This is a genomic window from Anaerobacillus sp. CMMVII (genome assembly GCF_025377685.1).
Taxonomy (GTDB): Bacteria; Bacillota; Bacilli; order Bacillales; family Anaerobacillaceae; genus Anaerobacillus.
On the sequence record NZ_JACEHK010000010.1, the window covers coordinates 78,167 to 90,691 of the forward strand.

Here is a 12,525-nt window from a genome sequence, read left to right on the forward strand (position 1 = left end):
TGGTAACAATGAGCGTGAAGGTATAAAAATGTAAAGGATTGGGCAATCAGCAGCGAAACATCTCGGGAAACTGAGATGGACGTTCAACGACTATTGAAACTTCCTAAACCAAATTTATATTGGGTGCAAAGGAAGGAGTAAATCATAACAAACGGCAACGTGGTTATGAGGCGCGAGACAAAGCAGAGATAATATAATAAATTTTCTTCTTTGATGATATAGTCTGATCTTACATGAGAGTGTAAGAGAGTGGCAGAAATGTCCACTCCCCTCAATATGAGGAGTAACAAAAAGCGTGGCGCACAAATGATTATGCTTTCAGATTGGCACCCTGATATTTTAGAGTTCATTATCTCTAAAATGCAAAACCCAAGAATATTACGTTTCCTCTTAGAAAGCAGTAATGATACTCAAATTAAACAACTTGTAAAGGAAAAATTGAAATTTACCCCTTTAACAGAAGTTGAAAAAGCGATGTACCAAGGAATACTTAACTATCAAACGATCCCAGGTCTAGGCGGCTTTGATGAAAAAATAATAAAGGAAGCTGAAGATAAGCTTAAAGTTGGTGGAACGTATAGCGTTAACAATCCAGAATTCTTAACAGGAGCTAACATTTCAATCTGCTTGACGAAAGAATTTATGGCAGCTGTGGAAAATGACACTGACTACCCACTTCGTTTTCCAGATGTAGAAAATTACTCTAAAGAAGAAATGGACGCGTACAACCGTGAGTGGCAAAAATACGGAGATGTTCGTGAATGGGAAGCTCTAGGCTTTAAAGTAAGAACCTATCGTACAATAAAGGCACGTGAGTTGTGGAAATTGGTTAATATTTGTGCAACGTATTCAGCAGAACCAGGTATTTTCTTTATTGATAATGCCAATGACATGACAAATGCTGTAGCTTATGGACAAAAGGTCGTTGCGACAAACCCGTGTGGGGAACAACCTCTCGCACCATACAGTGTTTGTAACTTAGCAGCTATTAATTTAGGTGCAATGGCTAACAAACAAACAAAAGAAGTAGATTTTGATAAGCTTAAGCGAACTGTTGAAGTTGGAATTCGCATGCAGGATAATGTTATCGACGCCACACCGTATTTCTTAGATGATAATACAAAAATGGCCAAGGGAGAAAGACGAATTGGACTAGGTGTGATGGGCTTACATGACTTGTTAATCTATACAGAAACGGTTTATGGATCTGAACAAGGCAATAAGCTGGTTGATCAAATCTTTGAAACAATTGCAACTACTGCATATCGTACAAGTATCGAACTTGCAAAAGAAAAAGGAAGTTTTCCTTTCTTACTTGGCGAGTCAGAGGCAGAAACACAATTACTTCGTGAAAAATTCATTAATAGCGGTTATATGAAAAAGATGCCTGAAGATATCCGCGAAGATATCTTACAATATGGAATTAGAAATTCACACCTTTTAACTGTTGCTCCTACGGGTAAAGTAATTGCCCCCTACATTTGCAAAAATGTAGCGTAAACTTGGCTATATGCGGGAAACACTGAGCATCCTTTAATACCTGTGCTGCCAACACGATAAGGTAAAAATTTAAAGGTGCAGTCAATCCGCAGGGAAGTCGTGGCTGACCCCTCAACGACTACACGCCGGGCACCAGAAGAAATATTAATGTTTCACCTTTGCAATGAGAATGTATGTTCTTATAATAGATGTAGAGGTGATCAAATGGAAAAACGATGTCTCGATTGTGGAAAAATGATAAAAGTAAAGCCTAGCCATTATGACCGTAAAAAATATTGTTCTCGTATTTGTAAATCCAATTACCAAAAAAAACACCCACCTTTATCTTGGGAGGAAATGAGTTTAAAAATAAAAACTAAGTGTTCGAATTGTGGTAAAGCTTTCAGTAAAAAGCGATCCACTATAAAAAAAAATAACTTTTGCTCGATAGAATGTATGTATGAGCATTTTAGAAAAGAAAAAGGAAACCAACACTTAGTTAAAAAAATTAAACTTACATGTCACTACTGCCAAAATGATTTTTACGTAATTTACTCAAGAAAAGATACTGCAAAATATTGTTCTAAAAATTGCTTAGGCAAAGCTAACGGACAAAGAGCAAAGATAGCGTATCGTAAAAGAACTATTGTCCATTGTGTAAATTGCATAAAACAAATTGAAAAGAAACCTTCCGTAGTTAGAAAACGAAACTTTTGCTCTGAGAAGTGTATGGGAGAATACTACGCGAAGTCTGGTATGTTTTCTGGTGAAAATAGTGGGACATGGCAAGGTGGAGATATTGATTATTATGGACCTAATTGGAGAGAACAAAGGAGAATGGCTAGAAGTAGAGATCACTTTACTTGTCAAGAATGCGGTAAAACAGAGGATGAATACGGCCAAGAGTTATCAGTTCATCATAAAATTCCTTTTAGAGAGTTTGGTGGTGACTGGAAAAAGGCAAATCAACTATCTAATTTAATTTCTCTCTGTGAATACCCGTGCCATAGAAATAGACATCGTAATTCTAATTAATATAAAAATTTGGTTGATGATATAGTCTGACCCATATGGCGACATATGGAGTGGGTAAAAATCCCACCATCTGAATTTAAGATGTAACAAAAGTGAGTACTGGAACAATGGTTGGTGTTTCAACAGGCCTTGAGCCTTACTATTCGTTTTCTTACTATCGTAGTGGACGTTTAGGGAAATTTATTGAAGTGAAAGCAGAAATAGTACAAGAATATCTAAATCAGCATCCTGATGCAGATCCAAATAATTTGCCTGAGTGGTTTATTTCAACAATGGATCTTTCTCCTGAAGCTCATGCTGATGTACAGTGTATTATTCAACGTTGGGTAGACAGCTCATTATCAAAAACGGTAAATGCGCCACGAGGCTATTCAGTTGATCAAGTTCAAGCTGTTTATGAAAGACTTTACCGAGGTGGTGCAAAAGGCGGTACAGTATATGTCGACGGAAGTCGTGACGCTCAAGTATTGTCCTTAACTGCAGAGGAAAATAATCTAGATACTGATATGGTAGCCACAGAAAAGCCAAAGCATAAAAAACAGCAAGTGGTGCTCCTAGATACAATTGCAGATCTTCGCTCTACATCAGTAACAATTGGTTCTGAGGTCGGTAATACTTGTCCAGTTTGCCGTACAGGAACGGTAGAAGATATTGGTGGTTGTAACACTTGTACGAATTGTAATGCACAATTAAAGTGTGGTTTATAATAAGCATAATATTTCAAAATGGGAGAGGGCGATTTTCGCTCTCTCCTTTTCCCATTATTGGTACGTTTTTAATCTCTATAAACAGCTGTTTTTGTACATCTTATACTTAGGGATGCAAACTATTTTAAGGTGGGTGAAATATGGAACCATTTATTCCTCAGTTGGTATATATAGAACCAAGAGCACTCGATTATCCATTAGGACGTGAGTTGAAAGAAAAGTTTGAAAAAATGGGGATTGAAATAAGGGAAACTACATCACATAACCAGGTTCGGAACATTCCTGGTGATAACGAAAATCAGGTTTATCGAAACGCTAAGTCTACCCTTGTTGTTGGGGTCAGAAAAACATTGAAGTTCGATACCTCAAAGCCATCTGCTGAGTATGCAATTCCCTTAGCTACAGGTTGTATGGGACACTGTCATTATTGTTATTTACAAACAACGATGGGAGATAAACCTTATCTTCGCACATATGTTAATTTAGAAGATATTTTTGATGCAGCTACTAAATATATAAAAGAGAGAGAACCTGAAATAACAAGGTTTGAAGCGGCATGTACCTCTGACATTGTCGGTCTTGATCATTTGACACATACGTTAAAAAGACGATAGAATTTATCGGTCAAACAGACCTTGGAAGACTTCGTTTTGTAACGAAGTATCATCATGTAGATCACCTTTTAGATGCTAAACACAATGGGAATTCACGCTTTCGCTTTAGCTTGAATTCAAATTATGTCATTAAGAATTTTGAACCAGGCACTTCTCCCTTTGAAAAACGAATTGAAGCAGCAGGTAAGGTAGCGAAAGCCCATTACCCACTTGGATTTATTCTAGCCCCTCTATATCGGCATGAAAACTGGAAGGAAGGGTACCTAGAGCTATTTGAAAAACTTGAAGCAACACTGCCAAGCTATGCAACAAAAGATTTAACGTTTGAATTAATTCAACACCGTTTTACGAAGACTGCCAAACGAACGATTTTAAAACGTTATCCAAAATCAAAACTAGAAATGAATGAAGAAGAGAGAAAATATAAATGGGGAAAATATGGGCGTGGGAAATATGTTTACCAAACAGAAGAAGCCGATGAGCTAAAGGGAACAATTGAAGGGTATATCCATAAATTCTTCCCATCCGCGAAAATAGAATACTTTACTTGATGTTTACCGTAGTTGTCCAAGCAATATGATTATAGTATAATTTTCAATTGAAGGTAACAAATGGGCTGGAGCGGAAATCGGAGGGGAAACGATGCCTACACCAAGTATGGAAGATTATTTAGAGAGAATTTATTTACTAATAGAAGATAAAGGATATGCCAGGGTTTCGGATATAGCCGAGGCGCTAGATGTCCACCCTTCCTCTGTTACGAAAATGGTTCAAAAATTAGATCAGGCTGAATATCTCATATATGAAAAATATCGTGGCTTAATCTTAACTCCAAAAGGGAAGAAAATTGGCAAACGGTTAGTTCTGCGCCATGAACTACTAGAGGAATTCTTAAAAATTATCGGTGTAAGTACTGATAATATTTACCGAGATGTCGAAGGGATTGAACATCACTTAAGTTGGGATGCGATAGACCGAATTGGCGATCTCGTTCAATTTTTTGAAGAAGATACCAAGCGAATTGAATTGCTTAGACAAGTTCAAAAGAAAAATGAAACCGAACCAAAATAACACCAAAAATCTATCTAATCTGGATAGATTTTTTTGTTTCTCGTAAGAGAATAAAATATAAGCCAAATCCAATTTAATAGCGAAAATTGAATTATGAATGGGATTATATTGTCTAATTAATCACTTAGCCTACATTAATGCATATGGTAGTAAGAAAGGGTAGGAGGTGTGTTGATTGGATTTTGATGGTGTTTTTGCTGGTGGTGGAATAAAAGCGATTGCTTTTGTAGGTGCTTTGGAAGCAATGGAGAAAAAAGGTGCGAAATTTAAGCGTTTAGCAGGTACAAGTGCAGGTGGTATTTTTTCTGCTTTAATAATAGCAGGATATACGAGTAAAGAAATATACGAAGAACTCGACAAGGTAGATTTTCAACATTTTTTAGATCCAAAAGCGTCAATTTTGCCATTCTCTTTTATGAAATGGCTTGGATTATATAAGCGACTTGGCCTTTACAAAGGATTAGAGTTTGAAGAGTGGCTAACAGAGATGTTACAGAAAAAGGGGATTTCAACCTTTGGAGATATAGAGCCAGGTTCCCTCCGATTAATAGCTTCGGACTTAACAAGAGGTCGTCTAGCTATTTTACCTGATGATCTTCCTCAATATGGGATGGTACCAGAAAAATTTTCAATTGCCCGTGCAGTTAGAATGAGTAGTAGCTTACCTTATTTCTTTGAACCAATAAAAATTTATGATGGGAAAGGACAACCGTCAATATTCGTTGATGGGGGTGTCTTAAGTAATTTTCCGATCTGGTTATTTATGAAAAAGAAAGCTATGAGGTTAGATCGACCTGTAATCGGCTTTAATTTAACGCCAAATCTAGACAAATTGCCTCCGAATAAAATAACGAACGCGGTTGAAATGTTCACCTCTTTATTTAAAACGATGCGAACTGCTCATGATATGCGTTATATTTCTGAAGAACATGCAAAAAATATCGTGTTTATTCCGGTAGATAACGTAAGTACGATTGACTTTGATTTAAAGAAAGAGGAAAAAGAGGCGTTAATTACATTAGGAAGAGAAAAAACAGAGACTTTTTTCAAAACATGGCACTAAGAAAAGCGTAAGGCAGTTAGATAGTTTTCTGCGAAAAAATTTTATTATTATCTTGAGACCTAGATATATCATATCTTTCATCGCTATTTTATAAGCAACAATCTTTGAGAAACAGCCTTTCAAAAGATTGTTGCTATTAGCTTTTAGGTTATAACCAAGCGAATGCTTGGTTCTTCACGCTTTGCGTGAAGCTTTTGAGAATAAATTAGCCCATGGGACAAATGAATTGGTCCAACGGGCTTATTTATTCTCAAAAGACGACCTAAAAAGCAACGGAGTTTACGAAAACAGCCAAAGAAAAAATCGAGCATTTAAAAAAGTGCTCGATTTTTCCTTTTATTTTTCTTTCCTTCAATCACAGTTAATGTAACGTCCGTACGCTTCTTAATAAGAGGACGGGAAAATTTTTCGTTTCTTTTTTCTTTTTATGAGGAATGACATTGCTTTTAGATGAAACCTTGACTCTTTTTGGCTGAGGCTGTGAGCTATAATAATTACCAGAACTAAGTTTATGTGCTAAAAATTTCTTTACTAAGAAGAAAATGATAGCTACGAAGACGATCATGAATAATGCTTGTTGAAATAATGCTACTGGCTCCGTATAAAGCCGATAAAATAATCCAATGATAGATAAACCTAAAACACATAAAATAAGTGGATGAAAAGAATATCGAGTCATTTTGCTCACCTCCATGTTAATTTTACAAAATGAAAAATACAAAGTATAAAGAACATTGAAAAAACCTTGCGCATTTTAGCTTTTAGTATGTTTCTTATATTATGCATAACCTGGGTTAAATGGAACAACTTATAATTATATTCTACATTAAAGAAGCATTTCCCTCTAGGAAAATAAACTTTCTACTATATAATATTCCCATTTTTATCAGCATTTACACTTCTTTTTTGAGTGAATTTTAATTGCTATAGTTTCGATTAAGAACGGTCATACTATTCGATGAGGTGATAAAAAAATGGAAAGCTTGAACAGAATAAACATGAAGAACCGATGAGTTTCAATGCAACGGTTGCTTCTATTGGATTTTTCGGTGGCTTAATCTGGAGTTTTGTTGGCTATTTGGCTTTTTTCTTTAATTTTATTCGGGTTGGTCCAGCTTTAGTATTAATGCCTTGGGCCTTGGGAGATTGGAAGAACGGTTATATCGGCCAATTAGTAGGGATTGTTGTTATTGCAATCCTATCGATTGCTGTTGCGTTCTTGTACCGATTTATATTGGCGAGATTTAATAGTATTTGGCCTGGACTTGCCTTTGGCGCTGGGTTATGGCTACTCGTGTTTTACTTCTTAAATCCCATTTTCCCAGGTTTAAAATCACTTGCTAATTTGGATTTAAATACGATAGTCACTAGTTTTTGTATTTACATACTTTATGGCCTTTTTATTGGCTACTCGATTTCTTATGAGTTTAGTGAACAGCAGAAGTAGCAAGAGGTTAACCTATTCAAAAAGGTTCAGCATATGATAGAATGTCCAATAGGGCATTCTTTTCGTTTTGACTTTAATTACCACTTGTGGCGGTGAAATGATGAAAAAGATATTAATTTTGAATGGACCAAACTTAAACAGGCTTGGCAAGCGGGAACCACATATTTATGGTTCAGAAACATTAGCAGATTTACAAGTTAGTCTTGAAAAGCTTGCTAAACAATTAGCTTGTGAAATTGCCTTTAAACAGTCTAATCATGAAGGTGAGATTATTGACTTAATCCACAAAGCTGAAGATAAAGGATATGAAGGATTAATAATAAATCCAGGTGCATTTACACACTATAGTTATGCAATTAGGGATGCTATTGCAAGTGTGTCATTTCCTACAGTTGAAGTTCATATCTCAAATGTTCATGCTAGAGAATCGTTTAGACACCAATCTGTTGTATCACCAGTTACTATAGGTCAAATTGTAGGTTTAGGAACTAAAGGTTATAAACTTGCCCTATTGTCATTAGTAAAGGAGGATTTTTGATGGAAAGATTAGTAAGGCTCCGCGAAAGTTTAAAAGAGAATGGAATCGATGGGGTTTTAGTCACGAGTGGCTATAATCGCCGTTACATCACAGGCTTTACAGGAACAGCTGGGGTTGCTCTTATTACTGAAAAAGAAGCAAAATTTATTACTGATTTTCGTTATGTTGACCAAGCGGCTGAGCAAGCTGTTCACTTTGAAATTGTTCAACACAAAGCGTCGTTAGTAGAGGAGATCGCAAATCAGCTTAACGAGTTAGGTATTAAAAAACTTGGCTTTGAGAAATCACACGTATCCTTTGCTCAATATGAGGAGTATCAAGCTGCTTTCACGAATACAACCCTTGTGCCTATTAGTGGATTGATTGAAAATTTACGCTTGCTTAAAGATGAACAAGAGATTAAGATACTAAAGGAAGCTGCAAAAATTGCTGACGCTGCCTTTGAGCATATTATTACGTACATAAAACCAGGGCTTACAGAATTAGATGTGTCGAATGAATTAGAGTTTTTCATGAGAAAACAGGGAGCAGTTTCATCATCATTTGATATTATTGTTGCTTCAGGGCTGCGCTCAGCGTTGCCGCACGGTGTTGCAACAAATAAGGTAATTAAAACGGGTGAGCTTGTAACCTTAGATTTTGGCGCATACTATAAAGGATATTGTTCAGATATTACCCGAACAGTTGCCGTCGGAAAACCATCAAATGAGCTAGAAAAAATATATCAAACAGTCCTAGAAGCGCAACTTAGAGGAATGAATGGTATTAGACCGGGAATGACTGGTAAAGAAGCAGATGCCCTCACTAGAGATTATATTACAGAACAAGGTTATGGCGAGTATTTTGGACATTCAACTGGTCACGGTCTAGGAATGGAAGTCCATGAAGGTCCCGGCCTTTCTATGAAGTCAGATACAATTCTACGACCAGGAATGGTTGTTACTGTTGAACCTGGAATTTATATTTCTGGAGTAGGTGGCACTCGTATTGAAGATGACACAGTTATTACGGAAAATGGAAACGAAACATTAACTTATTCTACAAAAGAATTATTAATAGTAGGCGAATAAGGGGAAAAATTAGGAGGAAAAGCTATGATTTCAGTAAATGATTTTAAAACAGGTTTAACAATAGAGGTTGATGGAGGTTTATGGCAGGTTGTTGATTTTCAACACGTAAAGCCAGGAAAAGGTGCAGCTTTTGTACGTTCGAAACTTCGCAATCTTCGCACAGGTGCGATCCAAGAAAAAACATTCCGTGCAGGAGAAAAAGTTTCTAAAGCACATATCGAAAATCGTCGTATGGCATATCTTTATGCAAGCGGTGATGTTCATACATTTATGGATAATGAGTCTTATGAGCAACTTGAATTATCTTCAGCACAATTACAATATGAATTAAAGTTCTTAAAAGAAAACATGGTCGTACAAGTCATGACATTCCAAGGTGAAACTCTTGGTGTTGAATTACCTAATACAGTTGAGCTAAAAGTTGCTGAGACAGAGCCTGGTATTAAAGGTGATACTTCTTCAGGTGGTACTAAGACAGCTGTTCTAGAAACAGGCTTAGTTGTACAAGTACCATTCTTTATTAATGAGGGTGAGTTACTTTTAATTGATACTCGTAATGCAGCTTATATGTCAAGAGCTTAAATAAAACTGGTTAATCACGCAAAAAACCTTTCATTAAATGAAAGGTTTTTTGACTTAGAGGGACTACCTCTCTCAAGTAAAGTGACTTGCATAGGTCGACAACTGTCGATCTTTTTTGTCGAGAAAAAGGTTTTAAGAATTTTCAAAAAACAAGCATTGTTTTCTTTAATAACGGGTATGTATGGTTGTAAGGTGTTATTAAATAATAAAGGGGTGTTTATTATGGACAAAAAAGTGAAGAAATTCAAGGACGGACTGCAAATTTCATATTACGAATTCTCTAAAGATATTGTTTGTGTAGAGGTAAACCAGCACGGGAAGAACATGGGTCAATTTTGTTCAGATGTATCATACTTCGAAGAGTGGGATGAGAACGATCTACTCCAATTAACCGAAACGCATATTAAGCAAGTGAAAAATTCGGGGAACTCTAAAAATAAAAACCGCAAGAAAATTGACCAATACGAAATTGAATATTACTCATATTTTGATGGGATGTTCTGTGTCGATGTTTATAAGGATGATAACCAAGTTTGTGCCTTTTGTTCGGATAAACATTCTTTCGAAGAGTGGATGGAAGAAGAAGCAGCATTATTAAGTGTGATCCAGGGGCAAATTAGATGAAGTGTAGAGTGTAGAGTGTAGAGTTTTCGAAAGCAAAACTCTATCAAAGACTCTACACTTTCAACTATAAACTAAAGACTAAAGCACGTACTTACATTAATTGTAGGTAGGTGTTTTTTTTGCTGTTCTAAAATTAATTCGTATTCATAAGCTTGTACTACACGTGAAAAAACAAAACTGTTAATTACGCATTTGGGGTGGAGTAAATGAAAAACTGGCTTGCTGCTGTAGAAACAGCTGTTCTCGGAATGGTTATTTTAAGAATGATTTCTGGGTTAATTGAAATTACCGCTGCAACTCTAATGCTGAGATTTAATGCAGTTGATAAAGCGGTCATGATTAATGCATCGTTAGCAATCGTTGGTCCAATTATTTTAATTTTAACAATGAGTATTGGCTTAGTTGGAATGGCGGATAAGCTCTCCTTTAGTAAACTCTTTTTAATTGGTTTAGGAGTTTTACTTATTCTAATTGGAGTTCGACGGTAAACCATTCAATTGATAGTCATATTATGGTCAAGCCTGCATACATTTTCAATAGTAAGACAAGTTAATGAACTTCATTACTAGTTTTGACTGGCTAATTATTTTATACAAGTCTAAATGGAAGTTGGGTTTGAGATGAATGAGATTTTAGCTGTTTTACCAGAAAAAATCAAAGAAATTGTGATGAACTTACCTGCTACCATCAGGGAACGGATTGAAGAAATAAGAATTCGGATTTCTCGACCGCTTGAAATTGTGGTTGATGGCAAACCTGTTTTTCCAAGTCAGTTCGATAACCAATATCTTATTTCAGCTAGTGACGCAATACATTTACTTAATCAGTTAAGTGATTATTCTTTATACGCCTTAGAAGAAGAATTAAAAAGAGGGTATATAACCATCCGCGGGGGGCACCGTGTCGGGCTTGCTGGAAAAGTGATCACAGAAAAAGGACAAGTGAAGGCAATTCGCGATATTAGCTCGTTTAATATTCGGGTTGCTAGACAAAAGATTGGCGTCGCTGAAACCTATATCAATTATTTATATAACAATGATGAATGGCATAATACATTAATCGTTGGTCCGCCTCAAACAGGGAAAACAACATTGCTAAGAGATTTAGCACGGATTATCAGTGAAGGAAAAGGAGTTATTCCTTCGATGAAAATTGGGGTTGTAGATGAACGTTCTGAAATTGCAGGTTCTGTAAAAGGAATTCCTCAACACCGCTTAGGTCATAGAGTTGATGTTCTCGATGCTTGTCCCAAAGCTGAAGGAATGATGATGCTGATTAGATCAATGAGTCCTCAAGTTCTGATAGTAGATGAAATTGGCAGAAAAGAGGATAGTGAGGCGATTATGGAAGCCATTCATTCCGGTGTGAAAATTATAACAACTGTGCATGGAAATAAGTTGGAAGATGTTATGGATCGACCAACCTTAAGACCATTGTTGAATATGAATGTCTTTACGCGATGCATAGAGTTAACGAGGGGCTTTCAGCCTGGTAAAGTGAAGCGAATTAGGGATGAAAACGGAAAAGACGTGGTGAGGATACAGTGAAAATACTAGGAGCTATTTTAATTTTAATCGCTACAACTTGGGTAGGTTTTGAGTTTGCTAGAAGGTTAACGGAACGACCAAGACAACTAAGACACTTAAAAGTTGCCTTGCAATCTCTTGAGTCCGAGATCATGTACGGGCTTACGCCGTTAGCTGAGGCTTGCGAACATATTGCCAAACAACTTCCAAAGCCGCTATCGTACTTTTTCACATGTTTTTCCGAAAGGTTAAATATGGGTGAGGTAAGTGTACATAAAGCTTGGGAGGAAAGTTTAAAGGATACCTGGCATTTAACTGCATTAGGAAATGGGGAGCTAGAAGTGATGAGCCAGTTTGGTGCAACGTTAGGTCAACATGATCGTGAGCATCAACAAAAGCAAATTCGCTTAACTTTAAATCATTTAGAAAGGGAAGAAGGAGACGCCATTGAATCACAAAACCGTTATGAAAAAATGCTGAAAAGCCTTGGTTTTTTATCAGGATTATTGATTGTTATTTTGATGATGTAGGCTTTTAGGCTGAGGAGGGAGAGAATCATGGGCTACGATGTTAACACAATATTTCAAATAGCAGGAATTGGGATTGTTGTTGCAATGATCCATACCGTTTTGAAGCAGATGGGTAAAGAAGACTGGGCTCACTGGGTAACATTAATAGGTTTTGTAGTTGTCCTTTATATGGTTGCTTCAATCGTTGATAACTTGTTTCAAAAAATAAAGGGTGTCTTTCTCTTTCAATAAGGGAGGTG

At 36.4% G+C, this 12,525-nt stretch carries 12 protein-coding genes and 4 pseudogenes; 15 read left to right on the forward strand and 1 reads right to left on the reverse strand.

All coding sequences use genetic code 11. The features are described 5' to 3' along the window. Window positions 1-291 precede the first annotated feature (291 nt). The 6 genes and pseudogenes from H1D32_RS13845 to H1D32_RS13870 all read left to right on the forward strand — a co-directional run. A pseudogene (locus H1D32_RS13845) lies at window positions 292-1,461 on the forward strand (vitamin B12-dependent ribonucleotide reductase); the annotation flags it as partial. A 243-nt stretch (window positions 1,462-1,704) separates the two neighbouring features. Beyond that, window positions 1,705-2,514, forward strand: coding sequence for an HNH endonuclease (locus H1D32_RS13850; RefSeq protein WP_261178901.1), 810 nt, complete (start codon window positions 1,705-1,707; stop codon window positions 2,512-2,514). Window positions 2,515-2,609: 95 nt separating this feature from the next. After that, a pseudogene (locus tag H1D32_RS13855) lies at window positions 2,610-3,221 on the forward strand (vitamin B12-dependent ribonucleotide reductase); the annotation flags it as partial. A 140-nt stretch (window positions 3,222-3,361) separates the two neighbouring features. Continuing rightward, a pseudogene (gene splB / locus H1D32_RS13860) lies at window positions 3,362-4,386 on the forward strand (spore photoproduct lyase). 91 nt (window positions 4,387-4,477) lie between these two features. Beyond that, a complete protein-coding gene (mntR, locus tag H1D32_RS13865; RefSeq protein WP_261178902.1) occupies window positions 4,478-4,906 on the forward strand; it encodes a transcriptional regulator MntR in 429 nt (142 codons plus the stop codon). Window positions 4,907-5,081: 175 nt separating this feature from the next. After that, entirely contained in the window at window positions 5,082-5,969 is an 888-nt protein-coding gene (locus H1D32_RS13870) for a patatin-like phospholipase family protein (protein WP_261178903.1), read from the forward strand. Between the two features lie 361 nt (window positions 5,970-6,330). Here the strand turns inward: H1D32_RS13870 and H1D32_RS13880 are convergent, their stop codons facing one another. Continuing rightward, complete coding sequence (locus tag H1D32_RS13880) at window positions 6,331-6,648, reverse strand: SA1362 family protein (protein WP_261178904.1); 318 nt, start codon at window positions 6,646-6,648, stop codon at window positions 6,331-6,333. A 300-nt stretch (window positions 6,649-6,948) separates the two neighbouring features. Between H1D32_RS13880 and H1D32_RS13885 the strand changes: the two are divergent. The 9 genes and pseudogenes from H1D32_RS13885 to spoIIIAC all read left to right on the forward strand — a co-directional run. Beyond that, window positions 6,949-7,416 (forward strand): annotated as a pseudogene (locus tag H1D32_RS13885) (YqhR family membrane protein); the annotation flags it as partial. Between the two features lie 100 nt (window positions 7,417-7,516). Then, the gene (gene aroQ, locus H1D32_RS13890; protein ID WP_261179261.1) at window positions 7,517-7,954 is read left to right on the forward strand and encodes a type II 3-dehydroquinate dehydratase; all 438 of its coding nucleotides are present in this window, start codon (window positions 7,517-7,519) and stop codon (window positions 7,952-7,954) included. Then, window positions 7,954-9,024 (forward strand): M24 family metallopeptidase, encoded by a 1,071-nt coding sequence (locus H1D32_RS13895; RefSeq protein WP_261178905.1) that lies wholly within the window; start codon window positions 7,954-7,956, stop codon window positions 9,022-9,024. The genes aroQ and H1D32_RS13895 overlap by 1 nt, the downstream gene beginning before the upstream one ends. 24 nt (window positions 9,025-9,048) lie before the next feature. After that, entirely contained in the window at window positions 9,049-9,606 is a 558-nt protein-coding gene (efp, locus tag H1D32_RS13900) for an elongation factor P (protein WP_261178906.1), read from the forward strand. A gap of 222 nt (window positions 9,607-9,828) precedes the next feature. Further along, the gene (locus H1D32_RS13905) at window positions 9,829-10,230 is read left to right on the forward strand and encodes a hypothetical protein (RefSeq protein ID WP_261178907.1); all 402 of its coding nucleotides are present in this window, start codon (window positions 9,829-9,831) and stop codon (window positions 10,228-10,230) included. Between the two features lie 206 nt (window positions 10,231-10,436). Then, window positions 10,437-10,718, forward strand: a complete 282-nt coding sequence (locus H1D32_RS13910) for a YqhV family protein (RefSeq protein ID WP_261178909.1) — start codon at window positions 10,437-10,439, stop codon at window positions 10,716-10,718. Between the two features lie 132 nt (window positions 10,719-10,850). Then, window positions 10,851-11,777 carry a stage III sporulation protein AA gene (gene spoIIIAA / locus H1D32_RS13915; RefSeq protein ID WP_261178910.1) on the forward strand — a complete coding sequence of 309 codons (927 nt, stop codon included), beginning with the start codon at window positions 10,851-10,853 and terminating at the stop codon, window positions 11,775-11,777. Continuing rightward, on the forward strand, window positions 11,774-12,286 hold the full coding sequence (spoIIIAB, locus tag H1D32_RS13920) for a stage III sporulation protein SpoIIIAB (protein WP_261178911.1): 513 nt from the start codon (window positions 11,774-11,776) through the stop codon (window positions 12,284-12,286). The genes spoIIIAA and spoIIIAB overlap by 4 nt, the downstream gene beginning before the upstream one ends. A 27-nt stretch (window positions 12,287-12,313) precedes the next feature. Next, the gene (gene spoIIIAC, locus H1D32_RS13925; protein WP_129079017.1) at window positions 12,314-12,517 is read left to right on the forward strand and encodes a stage III sporulation protein AC; all 204 of its coding nucleotides are present in this window, start codon (window positions 12,314-12,316) and stop codon (window positions 12,515-12,517) included. The last annotated feature ends 8 nt before the right edge of the window (window positions 12,518-12,525 follow it).